The organism is Pseudoalteromonas sp. SG45-2 (assembly GCF_014164115.1).
Taxonomy (GTDB): domain Bacteria; phylum Pseudomonadota; class Gammaproteobacteria; order Enterobacterales; family Alteromonadaceae; genus Pseudoalteromonas; species Pseudoalteromonas distincta.
Window position 1 is genome coordinate 26589 of sequence record NZ_JACJEO010000007.1, and the last position, 15984, is coordinate 42572.

19 protein-coding genes are annotated in these 15984 nt (G+C 38.0%); 9 read left to right on the forward strand and 10 right to left on the reverse strand.

Going from position 1 to position 15984, the window contains the following annotated elements; genetic code table 11:
- Nucleotides 1-50: 50 nt before the first annotated feature.
- From H5116_RS06435 to H5116_RS06445, 3 genes are all read right to left on the reverse strand, one after another.
- Nucleotides 51-1052 (reverse strand): branched-chain amino acid aminotransferase, encoded by a 1002-nt coding sequence (locus tag H5116_RS06435; protein WP_257983256.1) that lies wholly within the window; start codon nt 1050-1052, stop codon nt 51-53.
- A 191-nt stretch (nt 1053-1243) separates the two neighbouring features.
- On the reverse strand, nt 1244-2296 hold the full coding sequence (locus H5116_RS06440) for an acyl-CoA desaturase (protein ID WP_182715767.1): 1053 nt from the start codon (nt 2294-2296) through the stop codon (nt 1244-1246).
- Entirely contained in the window at nt 2293-3336 is a 1044-nt protein-coding gene (locus H5116_RS06445) for a flavin reductase family protein (protein WP_182715768.1), read from the reverse strand. The genes H5116_RS06440 and H5116_RS06445 overlap by 4 nt, the downstream gene beginning before the upstream one ends.
- 266 nt (nt 3337-3602) lie before the next feature.
- On the opposite strand from H5116_RS06445, the gene H5116_RS06450 reads away from it, so the two are divergent.
- The 9 genes from H5116_RS06450 to H5116_RS06490 all read left to right on the forward strand — a co-directional run bounded on the left by H5116_RS06450 (nt 3603) and on the right by H5116_RS06490 (nt 11348).
- Nucleotides 3603-4778 (forward strand): PQQ-dependent sugar dehydrogenase, encoded by a 1176-nt coding sequence (locus H5116_RS06450; protein ID WP_182693961.1) that lies wholly within the window; start codon nt 3603-3605, stop codon nt 4776-4778.
- Nucleotides 4779-4929: 151 nt separating this feature from the next.
- Nucleotides 4930-5109: a DUF6435 family protein gene (locus tag H5116_RS06455; protein ID WP_007375469.1), complete on the forward strand. Its 180-nt coding sequence runs from the start codon at nt 4930-4932 to the stop codon at nt 5107-5109.
- Between the two features lie 640 nt (nt 5110-5749).
- Complete coding sequence (locus tag H5116_RS06460) at nt 5750-6328, forward strand: hypothetical protein (RefSeq protein ID WP_206006184.1); 579 nt, start codon at nt 5750-5752, stop codon at nt 6326-6328.
- A gap of 89 nt (nt 6329-6417) precedes the next feature.
- Entirely contained in the window at nt 6418-7086 is a 669-nt protein-coding gene (locus H5116_RS06465; RefSeq protein ID WP_182715769.1) for a hypothetical protein, read from the forward strand.
- Between the two features lie 130 nt (nt 7087-7216).
- Nucleotides 7217-7696 (forward strand): hypothetical protein, encoded by a 480-nt coding sequence (locus tag H5116_RS06470; protein WP_182715770.1) that lies wholly within the window; start codon nt 7217-7219, stop codon nt 7694-7696.
- 337 nt (nt 7697-8033) lie between these two features.
- Entirely contained in the window at nt 8034-9035 is a 1002-nt protein-coding gene (locus tag H5116_RS06475) for a DUF4917 family protein (protein WP_182715771.1), read from the forward strand.
- A gap of 128 nt (nt 9036-9163) precedes the next feature.
- A complete protein-coding gene (locus H5116_RS06480; RefSeq protein WP_182715772.1) occupies nt 9164-9679 on the forward strand; it encodes a hypothetical protein in 516 nt (171 codons plus the stop codon).
- A gap of 664 nt (nt 9680-10343) precedes the next feature.
- The gene (locus H5116_RS06485; RefSeq protein ID WP_182715773.1) at nt 10344-10832 is read left to right on the forward strand and encodes a hypothetical protein; all 489 of its coding nucleotides are present in this window, start codon (nt 10344-10346) and stop codon (nt 10830-10832) included.
- 150 nt (nt 10833-10982) lie between these two features.
- Nucleotides 10983-11348: a cupin domain-containing protein gene (locus tag H5116_RS06490; protein ID WP_165722991.1), complete on the forward strand. Its 366-nt coding sequence runs from the start codon at nt 10983-10985 to the stop codon at nt 11346-11348.
- A gap of 61 nt (nt 11349-11409) precedes the next feature.
- On the opposite strand, the gene H5116_RS06495 is transcribed toward H5116_RS06490, so the two are convergent.
- From H5116_RS06495 to H5116_RS06525, 7 genes are all read right to left on the reverse strand, one after another.
- Entirely contained in the window at nt 11410-11850 is a 441-nt protein-coding gene (locus tag H5116_RS06495) for a GNAT family N-acetyltransferase (RefSeq protein ID WP_182715774.1), read from the reverse strand.
- Nucleotides 11851-11910: 60 nt separating this feature from the next.
- Entirely contained in the window at nt 11911-12504 is a 594-nt protein-coding gene (locus tag H5116_RS06500) for a DUF2238 domain-containing protein (RefSeq protein WP_007583339.1), read from the reverse strand.
- A gap of 61 nt (nt 12505-12565) precedes the next feature.
- Nucleotides 12566-13357, reverse strand: a complete 792-nt coding sequence (locus H5116_RS06505; RefSeq protein WP_182715775.1) for an SDR family oxidoreductase — start codon at nt 13355-13357, stop codon at nt 12566-12568.
- Between the two features lie 59 nt (nt 13358-13416).
- Nucleotides 13417-13920: a DUF962 domain-containing protein gene (locus H5116_RS06510; RefSeq protein ID WP_182715776.1), complete on the reverse strand. Its 504-nt coding sequence runs from the start codon at nt 13918-13920 to the stop codon at nt 13417-13419.
- Between the two features lie 84 nt (nt 13921-14004).
- Entirely contained in the window at nt 14005-14412 is a 408-nt protein-coding gene (locus tag H5116_RS06515) for a hypothetical protein (RefSeq protein ID WP_182711611.1), read from the reverse strand.
- Nucleotides 14413-14483: 71 nt separating this feature from the next.
- Nucleotides 14484-15158, reverse strand: coding sequence for a Crp/Fnr family transcriptional regulator (locus tag H5116_RS06520; protein WP_182715777.1), 675 nt, complete (start codon nt 15156-15158; stop codon nt 14484-14486).
- Between the two features lie 3 nt (nt 15159-15161).
- Complete coding sequence (locus tag H5116_RS06525; RefSeq protein ID WP_182695596.1) at nt 15162-15833, reverse strand: hypothetical protein; 672 nt, start codon at nt 15831-15833, stop codon at nt 15162-15164.
- Between the last annotated feature and the right edge of the window lie 151 nt (nt 15834-15984).

The following is a 15984-nucleotide window of genomic DNA, read 5'->3' on the forward strand; positions in this document are numbered from 1 at the left end:
AAGCCACCGATTAGGTGGCTTTTTAATGCGAGTTGCTGATAAATCTATAATTAAATTTTAGTTAACCAGCCGTGTTTGTCTTCACTTTTACCCCATTGAATATCGTTCAATGCTTGGCGAAGGCGCGCAGTAGTTGGGCCTGGCTCGCCAGTACCTACTTTGTATTCTTTATCGTTATGAATAAATGTACCCACAGCAGTTAGTACAGCTGCAGTGCCCGAAAGCGCCGCTTCAGTACCAGGTTTAGCAGCACGCTCTAATAGCTCAGTAACGCTAAAGTTACGCTCGCTTACCGTCATACCTAAATCTTTGGCTATGGTTAAAATACTATTACGCGTTACACCATGTAAAAACGTGCTATCAAGCGCTTTAGTAATAATTTCGTTGCCATCAATAAGTATAAAGTTAGCAGCACCGGTTTCTTGTACATCGCCACCTGGGCAAAATAAAATTTGGTCTGCCTGATACTTAGTTCGTGCAGCACTAATAGGTGCTAGAGCACTGGCGTAGTTACCACCACTTTTTACCATACCCATGTGCGGAGCGCAGCGCATGCCATCTTCTTCGAGTAGTACACGCAGTGCAGTTGCACCACCGGCAAAGTAATCTCCTACTGGCGATAGTAACGTGTACAAAAGCGAGCTCATTGATGGCGCTGCCGCTTTACCAATTGCAGCCTCAGTTCCAATGTGCGTTGGACGAATATACATAGAGCCCGGCGGTAATGGCGTTTCATCTGCGTATTCGCGCATAATATCGATAATCATCGTTTTTAGCATATCGCTGTCAAAACTCGGTAAGCTTAATAGCGCTGAGCTTTGTTGCATGCGTGCAATATTTGCATCCATTCTAAAAAGATAAACAGAACCATCTTCATGGCGAAAGGCTTTTAAGCCTTCAAAACATGTACTTGAATAATGAAGAACGTGCGCACCAGCATGAAGTTCAAGTTTATCGGAAGGGACAATTGAGCTTTCGCTCCATTTATTATCAGAAAAACGAGCTTGAATCATCTGCGGCATAAACACGGTACCAAATGCGGCCATTTTAATCTCTCTTGTGTGGTCTATTTCCCTCCATTGTATGACAATCACACGCTATTTAACCATAGCTAAAGTAAGGCTTTTTTAATTAACTATGAGAATTTTTTGCAAGTGCTGTTTACTAATCAACCGCTTTGGGTGCTATAAACAAAAAAATCGGCTAATACAGTTGCACTAGCCGATTCTTAAAGGTAAATAATTTACTTGAACGAATATCTAATAATACGTTTTAACACCGAGGTATACTGTTTAAAAAAGCCACCTGTATGGTAATCAATACCGTGTTTTTTCAAAACGGCTTGTACTTGAGGTGCAACTTCTTGATAGCGCGAAGACGGCATATCAGGAAATAAGTGATGCTCTATTTGGCAGCTCAAATGCCCCGTTAAAACATGAAACCAATGCGACCCTTTAATATTTGACGAGCCCAGTACTTGGCGATAATACCACTGTCCTTGCGTTTCGTTTACGCAGTCTTCTTGTTTAAAAGTTTGCGTTTCTTCAGTAAAGTGACCACAAAATATTATGGTTGATGTCCATAAATTACGGATTAAGTTTGCTACTAAATTACCCGCCAATACCCATAAAAATAAAGGGCCTGCAAGTAACGGAAATATCGCATAATCTTTAATTAACTGGCGAGCGCCTTTACTAAAAAAGCGTTGCTTTAATGTAGAGTGCGATACAAGCCCTTCACGGTTTTCTTTCTTTTTACCGATAAAAACACGCTCTGCAGCTAACTCGTGATACGACACGCCCCACTGAAATAACACACTTAAATTAAAATACGTAAAAAACTGCCATACATTTTTAAAGCGCCATTTAAAATCATCGCTTAAACGCAACAAGCCATAACCAAAGTCTCTGTCTTTACCAATAATATTAGTATACGTATGGTGTTCAAAGTTATGAACGCGGTGCCAACTTTGTCCATCGCACGCTATGTCCCACTCATAATGTTGTGAGTTAAGTTGCTTGTCGTTCATCCAATCGTATTGACCATGCATTACATTGTGGCCAATTTCCATATTGTCTAAAATTTTAGCAAGCGCTAATAGCAGCACGCCTGCAACCCACAATAGTGGCTGAATAAAACCAAGCATAAGCAAAATTCGCCCGCTCCATTCACACACTCGCTGTTTGCGCACAACAGAGCGAATATAGTCAGCATCTTGTTGGCCAACTTTGCCAAGGGTGTCCATTTTAATGGCATCTAGCTCGCTTGCGAGCATGTCATAGTTAATGTTTTTCATAATTGTAACTCCAAATCACTAACAGGTTGGCTTACGCAAAGTTGTATTAATTGCTCGCCGTTGTCACTCAATTCACCTGTTTTTAAATTACGTACCACGCCTGACTTTTTAATACATTGGCATTGATGGCAAATACCAATACCGCAACCGCGTTTAACGGGGAGCTTTTTTTCTTCAAACTGAGTCAGTAAAACATCGTTGCCCGATACAACATGGGCACTGGCGTTAATTTTTACATTAAATTGGCTGTCGTCGTTTAAGGTAGGCAGCGCTAAACCAAATGCTTCTTGGTAATAATTTAGCTTATGCGTTTTAGCAAAATCGCTCACCATTTGCATAAATGCTGCAGGGCCACAGCAGTAAATGTCTGGGTTTTCCCACGGCTTAATATTGCTGGTTATATCGCTTGATTGCTCACGCGTTAATAATAAAAACGAAAAATGCTCAAATTGCGCTGCCAACTCACTTAGCTCATCAACACATTGATGCTCAGTGGCTTTTGCGTAATACACTAACGACACTTTTTGCGTAGTTTGGCTTAAGTAATCATCAAGCATAGCCAGCATAGGTGTTATACCCGAGCCGCCTGCAATAAAAGTGGCTGGCGTGTGTGTGTTTTTAAACACAAAGTCGCCGCTTGGCGCAGAAATATTGCACCACAACCCCGCTTTTAATGCACTGCTGAGTAAGCCTGTAAAGTGCCCTTGTGCATTTGTTTTGATTAGTAAGCGCACCAAACCTGTATTTTTAAATTGCTGAGCGCTTGAGGCCACGGTAAAAACGCGTGTTAATAATCGCCCATTAATTTCAAGCGTTAAACTTATATGCTGCCCTGACGTATGCGCCTGCCATTGTTTGCTTGGCTTAAGTTGCACACTTAAAAAACCGCCATCAAGTACAGCTGTACTAACTACTTGCGCTCTAAACTGCCCTGCACGCCAAGCAGGTTTAAACACCTGCATTACGGGCTCTATGTAGCCTGCAAAACTTTGATGGTGTAAAAACCATTTTGAAAATTGGTTTAATACTTGAGTCATCATGGTTAAATCTCTATCAAATCTTAATTACTTTGAACTTACACGTGTACGCCCAAACTTCAGCGCACAAGTGTACGCTCAAATTTTAAGTTTTCAACCCCATAGAGTAATTATTCAATTTTTTTATTAGCGCTAATTGCTAAAACAATTTCCTGTGAAGAGGTAATTTTATAAATAGAAGTGTGTATTTTTCATTCAACTCAACACTTAACAAATTTATTTATGCCATGATAAGGTTATGTAAGATTGGATTAATTTTGGAAGCCATAATGATAAATTTAATGTCACATAACACACTCCCTAAACTAATAAGTGCAGGCCTAGCCATTGCTATATTTGCTACTAACGCACCCGCGCATGCAAAAAGCGATTACGTAAAAAACTATAAAGAACTCGATACTTTAGCGCTTAGCGTTAACGCAATAACAGCGGTAGAAGGTGTGGTTATACCTTGGGCTATTGAGCCTTTAGCTAATGGTGATTTATTAATATCTGAGCGCAGTGGGACGTTATTTTTATTACCTAAAAATACCACTACGTTAACTAAAGTCTCTGGGCTGCCCGACATTGACGCTAATGGCCAAGGTGGATTGCTTGATTTATCACTACACACCGATAGTAAGCAAAACCAATGGCTGTACTTTAGTTACTCAAGTAGTGAGGGCAAAGGAAGCGGCAGTAACACCGCCTTAATGCGCGCTAAGCTAAGTGACGATCATACGCAGTTGTCTGATCAGCAATTGCTGTACAAAGGCGAGCATAATAGTACCAAAGGCCAGCACTATGGCAGTCGTATTGTGTTTGATGATGAAGGTTATGTTTATTTTTCAATTGGCGATCGCGGCTCGCGCGACATAAACCCGCAAGATCTCACGCGGGACGGCGGTAAAATTTATCGCTTACACGAAAATGGTAATATCCCAAGTGATAATCCGTTTGTTAAACAAAAAAATGCAAAACATGCGGTATGGTCTTATGGACACCGTAATCCACAAGGCATGTGGTTTGATAATCAAAATAATATTTTATGGTCTCACGAACACGGGCCACGCGGCGGCGATGAGCTTAATATAATAAAAAAAGGCGCTAACTACGGATGGCCTTTAGTAAGTTATGGCGTTAACTACAGCGGTACCAAGTTTACAGACCTTAAAGAAAAAGACGGCATGCAATCGCCCGTATTACATTGGACCCCTTCAATTGCCCCCTCCGATATGTTGTATGTAACGAGTGATAAATACCCAAAGCTTAAAGGTAAGCTATTACTAGCATCAATGAAATTTGCATTCATTAGCGCACTAGAACTCTCAAAGGGCAAGGTTGTTAAGCAATATAAAATACTCGATGGAGTTGGCAGAGTACGCAGCTTAGCCCAAGGCAGTGATGGTTTTATTTATTTAGGTATTGATGGCCAAGGTATTAAACGCCTAGAGCCAGAAACGTAAGCACTAAAACTAGCACACAGTATGCAAAATTACACCGTGTTTACTTTGCGCTTTTAAAGCGCAAAGTAAACATTTTCACCAAACAAAGAACTATTAAGCCAATTAATGCGTACACTAAATACATATAATTTAATAAATTAAGAGAATACTAATGTTTTCATTTTTAAAGCCTGATCCTGTAAAAAAACTGCGTAAAGAATACGACGTAAAACTAGAGCAAGGCATGCAGGCACAAAGAAAAGGCGACATTAAAAGCTTTGCCATGTTAAGTGCAGAAGCCGAAAAAATCTGGAGTGAAATAGAAACTCTAGAGGCTAAAAAAGCCAAATAATACCAATCGTGTTAAGTTATTAGACATTTATAGCGACGGATAAATAGAGTGATAACAAGGCATAAATTTCGACATGTAGTTATTCTACATGAGAAATTTATAATGTCGTTAACGCTTTATTTAGCACGCTAGAAAGGCTAAATATTTAAGTCGATTGGTATAAACATCGTGTCTGCCCTGTTTTAAAAGAAGGAAGACGCGTTTAGTAAATAGCTCATAAGCTCGTTTTTACAACTTCCACCATCCGTAAACCACCTTTTATAATATGCTTACACAAACAAGTGTACTTAAAACGGTTACTTACGTTATTGCAGCCGTTTTTTAGTAACTATTAAATGATTTAAAATCGGATTTGGTTTTCATTTTAAATATTTAATTGCTGTATTTATGTACCGCGCTGGCGTTTTTCCTCATAAGTCTAAAAACGAGGACGTTTTCCTCTTTTCTGCATATTATTAAAAGAACAGCCCGACTTAAAGTTTAATACTCGCAATGTGTTACAGGATTTGTTATTAATATTAAAAATAATTAAGAGGACATACTTTGCTCACAAAAAGAGGAAAGTGTCCTCTGATAAAGCTGTTAAATTTGAGGAGTAATAGCATAGATGAACTGTACTGAATGTGGAAAGGAAGCCAACGTGCAAGCAAAGTTTTGCTCTGAGTGCGGAAACGACCTTAAAATCCAAAACAATATAAATATTGAATCTGGTGATAACTCGGTAAATTTTGGTCAGCAAAACCAAGTTACTGGAAATACAATAAATATAAATTCAAATGAAGATGCTTCTAATAAAGCATACATCGATCGAACTAAAGTTAGGCCGTTATCGGTCGCTGGAACTCAACTAAAAGCGTCTTGGCTTTTAGTCTCTGGCTTACTTAGTTTTTTTGGCAGCATTGCGAGTATTCTTGGATTTATTGGAACCGAATACCAATTCATCTTTATTATAACTATGGCAATCGGCGCAATATTGTTTCCGATTGGTATGGCTTTAGTTCAATCCAAGCACCTAGATTTCCCTCCATTTTTCAATCTTGAGACTGGGTCGAAAGGAGAGATATACATCACCAAAGTTGAAGGTAGTTGCCCGAAATGTACAGGGAAATTAAAGCTTCGATCAATTGGTCCAAAAAACAATAAGACAACCGTAGTCAGGTGCACACGTAACCCTGACCACATGTGGGGCTTCGACCCAACGGTGTTGCCAGATTTATAGAAAATTTAACAAGCGCAAGCAGCCGGAAAAATTACTCGCTAGCGCTCCCAATTTTCCGCTGTTGCGGGCGTTAGATTTACAGGGAAATCATGCAAGCAATTGATTATATACACTCTATAAAAAACAAAGAGCTAAACCAACTAACTATTGAAGAGCTTGCTCATGTCCATTTAAATAGTGGCTTGTATAATGAAATAAAAGGAGCTTTTTTACATTCCTCATTAACTACATTGATAGATGAAATAAGGCATGCAAAGTTTCAACATCGATCTAAAAGTTTTTTACCAGTCTCTGCCGCATTTACAATATTAGATCAATTAGGGTTTTGTTACTCTAGAAAAGATATCCCTCGATATTCAAACGCTAAAGCTAGCAATATAAAAAAATCGCTATATTCTTTTTGTGGTTTTGAAGAAGACGATAAAGCAACCAAGACTCTATATGCATTGAGAAACTCATTCTTGCATACTGCTTCTATATTAGCCAAAGCAGAATTTCCAAACCAACCAAATCATAGATTTGTCTACGACCGAGAACAGAGTTGTCTATTAAAATTCCCTGATGTTGAATGGGATGGTGATTTCAATAATTTGACCAGTGAAATGAGTACTCGGATAAACCCTGAAATCTTTGTAAACATGGCGGAAGAAGCAGCTCGTAATGCAAAGGAACATCTTTATAACAATAATTTGAACATTGATTGTATAAATGGTGAACCTGAATTTTACTATCGCTTTCTGGGTTACAGTGCAAAGTAAATCTAACAAACGCATCAACGCATGGACTAATAAAGCTTGGCTTAGTTCGTACCTCACTAATTTTAACCAAGCTTTATTAGCCCGTTATGCGGGCGTCAGTGGTCCTTAACAATGGGTTTTCAAATTTAGGATGAATGAAGAGAATGAAAATTACTTTATAGCAAAGTATGTAGCAGGTGCTTGTAAAACTGATGATTTGATCAATTATGCAAATTATAAGTTAAACAATGGCGTTTATTCTGACGAGCTACTGGATATTATTGATGCAGAACCTAAGTGTTGGGGAATTGTTTCACCTATTTTTGAAAGACTTATTGCTCAACTACCTTCATTTGAGGATTCAATTAATTTAATAATTAAATATCACTTAAAGTTAATTGCTAGTGAGAAAGTAGACCCATTCATTCAATTTCGGCAGTTGCTAAATGATATTAATAATTTTGATCTATATGAAAACGTGGCTAAGTATGCTGGAGATAATGTAGGGATCGAACATCTTTATGGGTTGTATTACGCAAGAGATGATTTGGATGTAAATGACAATGATGGTGTTGTTGAAATAAGTGTTCTAATGCAAGAAAGATCTAAAAAATGGCTATCGGAACACTAACAAACGCATCAAAGAATTATAGTGACACCCATCCTAATTACCTTCTTTTATAAATTAAAAAATATAATTACTTTACCTTTGTTAATACTAATATTAAATCAGTGGTTAATAACTGCTCTACATACAAACAGTAATTGTTATTTTGTCCAATATTACTGATCTCCACCATTTTGGTGTATTCCTACACTAATAAAAACTGGCTAGGTGTTATCTATTTATTTACATGGAAGTCATCTCGTGGCTAAAATAGGTGCAATGTAATATATTGACATTTGTCGGTTTATAAAACGACAAATGTCGTATACAAAGTTGTTAAACGGCTAGGAGAAAGTCAACAATGCCATATGTAATTGAACAGTGGGCTGATATATCTGAAAGCTTTAATGATTCGGTATTACTAGGAAATGGAGCTTCAATTGGTATTGATAGAAGCTTTTCATATCCTTCGTTACAGCAACACGCAATCGATAATGGCTTGCTAACTCATCATGTTCAGCGCCTTTTTTCTCACTTTGATACTAATGATTTCGAGTTGATTTTGCGTCTTGTTTGGCAAGCAAACAGGGTTAACCTAGCATTAGAGATTACTGACAACGAGACCCAAAATGCATATGAGCATGTTCGTGACTGTTTGATCCAAGCTGTACGTAGTATTCATCCGGAGTGTTGCGAAGTTGAAGAGCAATTTACAGATATCGCCTTATTTTTAAGCTCTTTTAAAACAGTACTTTCACTTAACTATGACTTATCTCTGTATTGGGTGATTATGCATGCAAACCGTGACTTCAATGGTCATTGCTTCAAAGACTGTTTCCTTCATGGTGAGTTTGATGAAGATTGGCAGAGATTTCGTGAATCAATAAGCCGATGGGACAGACGTAACACATTAATATTTTACCCGCATGGCAGTCTAATACTCGCTAGAAATGTTGTTGAGCAAGAGGAGAAGTTAGAAGCAGGAGGTGGTGATTTATTGCGTGCAATATTGCGCCAATGGGAGTCTGGAGAATACATACCTTTGTTCGTTAGTGAAGGTACTTCAAGTCAAAAGGTAAAGGCAATTCATAATAGTCACTATTTGAATACTGTTTATCGTGAGGTGTTACCCAAAGTAGGTAATAACCTGACAATCTATGGATGGGGTTTTGGTGAGCACGATATTCATATATTACGTCGTTTGGCTGAGTCTGATGTTACTAGTGTAGCTATATCGGTTTTTGGTGCTGACCAAGGTTATTGCACTCGCGTCCATCAAATGATTCTAGATCACATAGGTAACGATGTTGAAGTAGTCTTTTTTGACTGTATGAGTCCGGGCGCTTGGAACAACGCCGCTTAACAAGTTTGTCAACTAGGACAAATTTTAGCTACGCATTTTGTGTTGCCGCTGCGCGTCAGTATCACACAAACTGCTTCACAAAAATTAGCCTGTTACAAAGGCATTATAACTTTCTCGGAGTTTGGTGTATGGAGTTAGAAAGAGCATTAAAAATATCAACAAATTTGATTGTTGATATTACGATGTCAGTTACTGTTCTAAAAGATTACCTGTATAAAAGTGATCTTTCTAAGTTACATGAACGAGCACTTTATAGGTTATGTTTTACTTCAATTATCATGAACTGTTCTAAATATGTAGAATTTTGTGATAAATATAATAAGTTACTTCATACGGAAAATCCTAAATTAGACTCTTTACGAAATACTTTTAAAGAGAAAGTAAAAAATAAAGGTATTATAAGTTTCCGAAATGATTATATTGGTCATATTCATTCAAAAAAAATGCAACGCCCTCTGGATGATATCGAGATTCAAGACAAATTTATTAGCATCATTGATTCAGATAATGTCGCTTTATTTTTTGATTGGTTATGCCCTGACGATATTTTGAATACAGACTTAACAAAGAGCTTAGTTGGAGTTATTCAATTAACTAGGGATGAGTTAGAAAAAAGTTATAATCGGGTAGCCAGAGGTCTCTAACCTCCAGCCCCCACACCACCCATCATGCGGGTCCGCAATGGGCGGTTCATATCCCGTAATGAATATTGATCCAAATATCTCTCAATGACACTAAACCTTGTGACGCTAAATAGTCATTGCCTAAGGCAATGTTTATTCCTTTTGTTTTTGAGCTTCTGCAAGAGCCTTTACTGGTGATACCACAGGCTATGACGAGTCGTACGCTGCCCCCAGTTTTATTAAACTGCGTACTTTGGTGCGTGGTCTACGCCATCAAAAAAATTAGGATGGCACCCATCCTAATTACCTTGAACCGACTTTCCTTTAAATAAAAAGCGGAACATTACAGTGAACAAAGGTATGAATAAATTGACCTTACGGGGTCAAATGAAAGTGAATACCTTACTTCACGCTGCGGCAACTGTATTGCCTTGTTCATAATATAGAAAAGCTGAAAAACACGATGCATTAATGAGGGTAAGCCCTTTTAACCTAAAATAAAGCGACTAAAGCATCCATAATTCCTTCCAAAACGCCAATTAAAACAATATCAAACACTTCAATATTCTACGTAAAAATACAGTAATCAATTGAACCAAAATAGGAACTCAGCTATGGTTTATTTATCAATAAAAAAATTTAAAAACGAGTTAATCTACAGGCTCGTTAAGTTACCAAGGAAGATATGCGTAAATTTCTGGCATTGGATATAAAATCTCAAATAGACTTGCGAGAAAAGTATCCAGATCTTGATAAGTTGTATGCTGCAGAAGATACAGATGCATATACTTACATGGCGGTTTCGGTTTTCGATCGTTGGTTGGGAGCAGAAGACTCAATTAAATACTTATCTGATGTTGCTGATGAGGAGCAACAAAGTAGAGATGCAAAATTCGTTAAATTTGCGAAAAAATTAATCGACAACACTGAGGTTCTAAACTTTACATTTAAAGGTCGTTGGAGTTCAGCTAAACCACAGTTTCGCAAATTCACCTCGGACGCAGCTAAAGAAGCTTACCTAATGTGCGCTCCACATAATGTAGATAGTAGTCATTTTTATAAAGTGATGCTGCCTGAGTTGGAGGCTGTATATTTTGAAAGCTGGGACGACACTAATGTTTTCTATTTACGTAATCCTAAACACGCAGAAAAAATTGAAAAATGGGCTAAGTGAATGTGGCTTATACCGTCTAAATAGGTAACTTAACAAGCGCATCAAAAATGACGTCAAACGCTTGGCTGACGCTCATTCTTCGCTAATTTTAGCCAAGCATTATCCGCATTTTATGCGGGCGCTAGCAGTACTAGCTATAGAGAATTTTTCATGAAACAGAATGCAATCAATTTTAAAGAAAAGTTTACTAAGTTTACAGATCATTGGTCTCCTCGTGTAATTGCAGAAATGAATGACTATCAGTTTAAATTGGTCAAAGTAGAAGGTGAATTTGTATGGCATGATCACCCGGATACTGACGAAGTTTTCATTGTAATTGAAGGGTGCCTTAACATTGAATTTCGCGATGGAGTCGTTACATTAGAATCAGGTGAAATGTTTGTAATCCCTAAAGGCATTGAACATAAACCTATAGCAACTTCAGAATGTAAAATCATGATAGTTGAACCTAAAGGTGTTGTTAATACTGGTGATTCAGGTAGCGAACTTACAGCAGAAGATGATGTTTGGGTGTAATGCACAGCTAACAAGAATATTAGACGAAATTTGCTCTTCCCCCATTTAATAGATATCACGATTATTTTTTACCATACACATTCTCAGGATTTATTTGCATTAGTAGTGCGGGGTTATCTATCGGTTTAAACCCGTATTGCGCATAAAGGCCATGCGCATCAGAAGTAGCTAATAAAAAGCGCCTGAGCCCTTGTAGCTCAGGGTGCTCTACTATCGTTTTAATAAGTAACTTACTCAGCCCATTTCCTTGCGATTGCGGGGCAATAAATACATCTGCTAAATAAGCAAAGGTTGCGTTATCAGTCACTACTCGGGCAAAGCCAACTTGTTCGTTATGAGCGCTGTAAACACCAAAGCACATTGAGTTATCAATAGCCGATTGCATCACGCTTTTAGGGATGCCTTTGGCCCAATAGCTATTAGCAATAAAGTTATAAATAACGTTAAAGTTAAGTTTGCTTTTGTCTGTGCTTATTGAGTAGTTACTAATGTTTGCGCTCATAAGTTAATAGTCTTTTTTACCAACGTTTTTATAAACATTTCTATAGAACGTTCCTATAGCCTATAAATAATCTTTAACGTTTTTAAGCTGTTTGTCGTGTACTTTTGAAAGCACTAACAATGAGCAAATAGCCCCAAATAACGCCAGTCCCATATCTGATTGGGTATCCCACACGTAACCTTGAGTGCCTAAAAATGCCTCTGCGTTTTCGCCGCTTAACACTGCAACCCACCATTCTATTAATTCGTAAAACGCGCTAAATGCTAAACATACCGAAATAACAAAAGTGATTAACCAACCTCGACCATTTACTACTTTTTTGCGCAGTAAAATTTCGCGTGCTAGTAGTGCTGGTACAAACCCTTGAAAAAAGTGCCCTACTTTGTCGTAGTTATTACGCTCGCTACCAAATAGGTTATCGAAAAAAGGGACTTCGGCGTAGGTGTAATGCCCGCCAATCATCAGCACTATGCAATGCGCTAAAATAAATGTATATAAAATAGGGGTAAGTTTAAAGTGGCTATAGGTACTTGCTAGCAGCACTAAACCAATAATTGCGGGGATAACTTCAAGCAGCCATGTAAATTGATCTTTTGGATTAATACCAGACCAAATTAATACAATAAAAAACAGGCTCAGCCATAAATACTTCATTTAGAATCCTTTTCTAAATTGATCAAATTTACGGCATTTTACGCCTTTGAAATAAACGACGCTACCTATAGTTTGTTTTTGCGGTAATGCGATTAAACAAAGTAGGGAAAAAGCGCTTAATTGTAGGCGCCCAACCACTTAAACCTTTGCCAATAATCACTTCGTCTTTTTTATCGCTAATGGCACGAATCATTTTTGAAGCCGCTACGCTTACATCCATGCCATTTTCTATCGACTCTTCTGGTTTATTTTGCGCTATGCCTTGCTCGTTTAGTGAGTTATGCGCAATTGCTGTTTTAATAGAGCCTGGGCAAATTGTTAAACAATGAATATTATGTTGTGCTACTTCTGCACGTAGGCAATCCATAAAACCAACCACCGCATATTTAGAACCCGAATAACCCGTTCTAAATTTTGAACCTACTTTACCCGCCACACTACTAATAGACACAATTGAACCACTGCGCCTTGCCACCATAGTAGGTAATACAGCTTTAGTAAGTGCAATTAAGCCAAAGTAATTAACCTCCATTAATTGACGGTACACGTTAAAGTCGTTTTCTAAAAATAAGCTACGCTGCGATACGCCGCCGTTATTAATTAAAATATCTATTGCAGGAAGCTCGCTCATTTTTGCTGTTATTGTACTCAGTACATGCTCTGGCTGTGCTAAGTCCAGCGGCACAACTAAGTGCCCTTCGCCTTTAAGCGTTGCTTTTAAATCGTTTAGTTTATCTACATTGCGCGCCGATAAAATAACGCGCGCGCCAAGCTCGGCAAATTGTATAGCAAGCTCTTTACCAATACCTGATGATGCGCCGGTGATCCACACGGTTTTATTATTATATTGCATGCGTTATCTGCCTTTTATTATTATTTATTAAGTTTTATTAAGGTACTTAGAAAAGTATTTTACGCCTTTGTAGGACCAGCTATCGCGTTTACTTCATCTTCTAATGTTTTGTAAAAACCCATTAAAAATAGTAGTTCAACAGTTACGTACAAAGGGCCTATAATTAAACCAATTAGGTCATCTACAAACGCCGGTTTTTTACCTTCGTAATAATGCCCAATAAACTGTAATACCCAACCAAATACAAACACACCTACGCCAATACTCAACCAAGGCCAAAACGCCATTGCCGCAATAGGCTGAGCAGCAACAAGGAGTAAAGTAAATATCACGGCCATAATAAAGCCAAGCGAAAAGCTTAGCATAAAATAATAAACAACCGACGCTAATACAAAAAGTTGTGCGCCATCAATTACTACACTACCAAGGGGTATTTGAATACGTGCTAGTAAACACAACGCCGCAAATACAATGAGCGGAATACCAATAAAGTGCGTTAGTACATTACGTTTAGAACGATGATATAAACCATATTTACCAAGTTGCTGTTGAAGTGTTTTCATTGTTTTGCCTTTATTTTTATCTATAAAACTTACTTTAGCAAAAGTAGACACAACAACAATGTCAGGTATCCGACATTTTATAAATTAAACAAATGCAGAAATTATTTTACCCGGCTCATGCTCACCTTGCATATCCGTTCGCTCGCGCCCTTTTTGATACTCTTGCTCAAGCATTTTTTGGAGTTCCTCTATTTTATCAGCAATTGCGCTAGGGTCTGCGCCCTCACTTTGCTGTTCTTTAATGAGCTCTTCTATTGTTGCTTTTAGCTCGTCTATTTTGTTTTTGTTTACACCTAAGCGCTGATAAACCAGCGCTTCTTGAGCACTTTCTAAAAACGTTGGTTCTTTAGGGGCTGAGGTAATGCCTTTAACATCATTTGTTTTTTCGTTAGGGAGGGTATTAGTTGCCGCAACTTCGCTTAGTCCTGCCGCTTTATTTAATGCAGGAGAGTTATAGTTACTATATTGATTTTTAAAGGTTATTGTAGTCATTAGCTCAAATCCATTGTTGCGTTACATTATCTGTAGCAATTTTGGTTCCAACTAAATAAAGCAGCCTCTATTTAAGCTTGTGTAGCACGCGCTTGTAGCTTTTGTTTATCTAAAACTGTTATGCGTTGATACCCCAAACTAATAGCTTGTAAGCTAACAAGCTGTTGCAGTATTTGATTAATAGTTTGGCGCGTTAGGTAGGTCATATCAGCAAGTTGCTGCTGAGATAAAACAAGTGGTGTTAAGTGCTCTGTATGTTCGCTGAGCATTAAAAGTCGATTGCATACTTTTTGCTCAGCGCTTAGTAATGCGTGATCTTCCATTGAGCTAAACATTAGGCGTAACTTTTGTGCCAGCAATAAACCAAACTCTTGCCAATATTGTGGCTGTTCGTTTAATAGCTGTTCAAGCGCGCGTTGGGGCACGTAAAAAAGCACAACATCAGTTTGTGCATATACATCATGAGTGCGCAGGCCACCATCAAACAAGGTAACTTCGCCAAACCACAGTGATGAATCAATAAAGCTCAATACAGCTTCTTTGCCTTCGTTACTTACGCCACTAATACGCACCACGCCGCTAAGTACGGCATAAATTCCATCGTGCTTATCACCTCGCAAAAATAATGATTGCTGAGCCTTTAGTGAGAGCGTTTTGCCCTGCGTTAATAAAAAGCTTTTTAAATAAGCGCTACGGTTTTTAAACCAATGCCCTTGCTCTATAACGTTTTGCTGCTGTGGAGTCATTATTTACTGCATTTGCTTATTAAATGGCTGTTTTTCGATAACCAATTTTTTAGGGAAATTTAAATCGGTTGCTATAACAAAATCATCGTAAGGATCATTACCCGAAAACAGCTCAGTTATTAATGTATCGTTTTTATAAACATTAACGGTTACACCGCTGCCCATACCGCCTGAGTTAATAATATAGTAGTGATATTCGCCGTTACTAAAAAATAAAATACTCTCGCCAATACGCCCTACTTGCCTGTAGTAACTGCCAAATGGTGCATCTGGTGTTGCTTCTTTTTCAAGCCCTATGTCATTAACTCTACCAAATCGATAACTAAGCGATGAGTCATCTTTTGCAACACAAATAGAAAGCACTTTATCGGTAGGCTCTAACTTGTAGGCTGTATTTTCATCTGGGTTACGCACAACTTTATGCATTTTTGCGTTAATGTAGGCTGCTTCATTACTTTTACAATGTGTTGCTAGCATACCGACCACTAAAGCGGGTTCGTGTGTTTGAGCTGCTGAAGGCGTGTTTACTTTGAGATTAGAGGGTGAGTTACTTACATTATTATTTAGCTGAGGACTACCTTGAATTGCCATACTTTGATCGTCACAACCAAACAATGCAAACAAGAAGAAAGAATAAAAGCTCGCTAAAAATTTAATGCGCATAATAAAATCCATCTATGAGAGAGCCTTTAAAATAGCGATAAAACTAGCGACTCGCAACACCTTATGCGCAATACTTTATAAGTTTATTTTTAAACCATCTTCTGCAAAAACTACGTTACTTTTTAGTGATTTAATTAACGATTTTTTAAACAACTACTGGTTT

Excerpts from the sequence above, each read along its gene's own strand:
- H5116_RS06440 (WP_182715767.1), bottom strand. The coding sequence starts at position 2,296 with ATGAAAAACATTAACTATGACATGCTCGCAAGCGAGCTAGATGCCATT.
- H5116_RS06445 (WP_182715768.1), bottom strand. The coding sequence starts at position 3,336 with ATGATGACTCAAGTATTAAACCAATTTTCAAAATGGTTTTTACACCAT.
- H5116_RS06450 (WP_182693961.1), top strand. The coding sequence starts at position 3,603 with ATGATAAATTTAATGTCACATAACACACTCCCTAAACTAATAAGTGCA.
- H5116_RS06455 (WP_007375469.1), top strand. The coding sequence starts at position 4,930 with ATGTTTTCATTTTTAAAGCCTGATCCTGTAAAAAAACTGCGTAAAGAA.
- H5116_RS06465 (WP_182715769.1), top strand. The coding sequence starts at position 6,418 with ATGCAAGCAATTGATTATATACACTCTATAAAAAACAAAGAGCTAAAC.
- H5116_RS06470 (WP_182715770.1), top strand. The coding sequence starts at position 7,217 with ATGAATGAAGAGAATGAAAATTACTTTATAGCAAAGTATGTAGCAGGT.
- H5116_RS06475 (WP_182715771.1), top strand. The coding sequence starts at position 8,034 with ATGCCATATGTAATTGAACAGTGGGCTGATATATCTGAAAGCTTTAAT.
- H5116_RS06480 (WP_182715772.1), top strand. The coding sequence starts at position 9,164 with ATGGAGTTAGAAAGAGCATTAAAAATATCAACAAATTTGATTGTTGAT.
- H5116_RS06485 (WP_182715773.1), top strand. The coding sequence starts at position 10,344 with ATGCGTAAATTTCTGGCATTGGATATAAAATCTCAAATAGACTTGCGA.
- H5116_RS06490 (WP_165722991.1), top strand. The coding sequence starts at position 10,983 with ATGAAACAGAATGCAATCAATTTTAAAGAAAAGTTTACTAAGTTTACA.
- H5116_RS06495 (WP_182715774.1), bottom strand. The coding sequence starts at position 11,850 with ATGAGCGCAAACATTAGTAACTACTCAATAAGCACAGACAAAAGCAAA.
- H5116_RS06500 (WP_007583339.1), bottom strand. The coding sequence starts at position 12,504 with ATGAAGTATTTATGGCTGAGCCTGTTTTTTATTGTATTAATTTGGTCT.
- H5116_RS06505 (WP_182715775.1), bottom strand. The coding sequence starts at position 13,357 with ATGCAATATAATAATAAAACCGTGTGGATCACCGGCGCATCATCAGGT.
- H5116_RS06510 (WP_182715776.1), bottom strand. The coding sequence starts at position 13,920 with ATGAAAACACTTCAACAGCAACTTGGTAAATATGGTTTATATCATCGT.
- H5116_RS06515 (WP_182711611.1), bottom strand. The coding sequence starts at position 14,412 with ATGACTACAATAACCTTTAAAAATCAATATAGTAACTATAACTCTCCT.
- H5116_RS06520 (WP_182715777.1), bottom strand. The coding sequence starts at position 15,158 with ATGACTCCACAGCAGCAAAACGTTATAGAGCAAGGGCATTGGTTTAAA.
- H5116_RS06525 (WP_182695596.1), bottom strand. The coding sequence starts at position 15,833 with ATGGATTTTATTATGCGCATTAAATTTTTAGCGAGCTTTTATTCTTTC.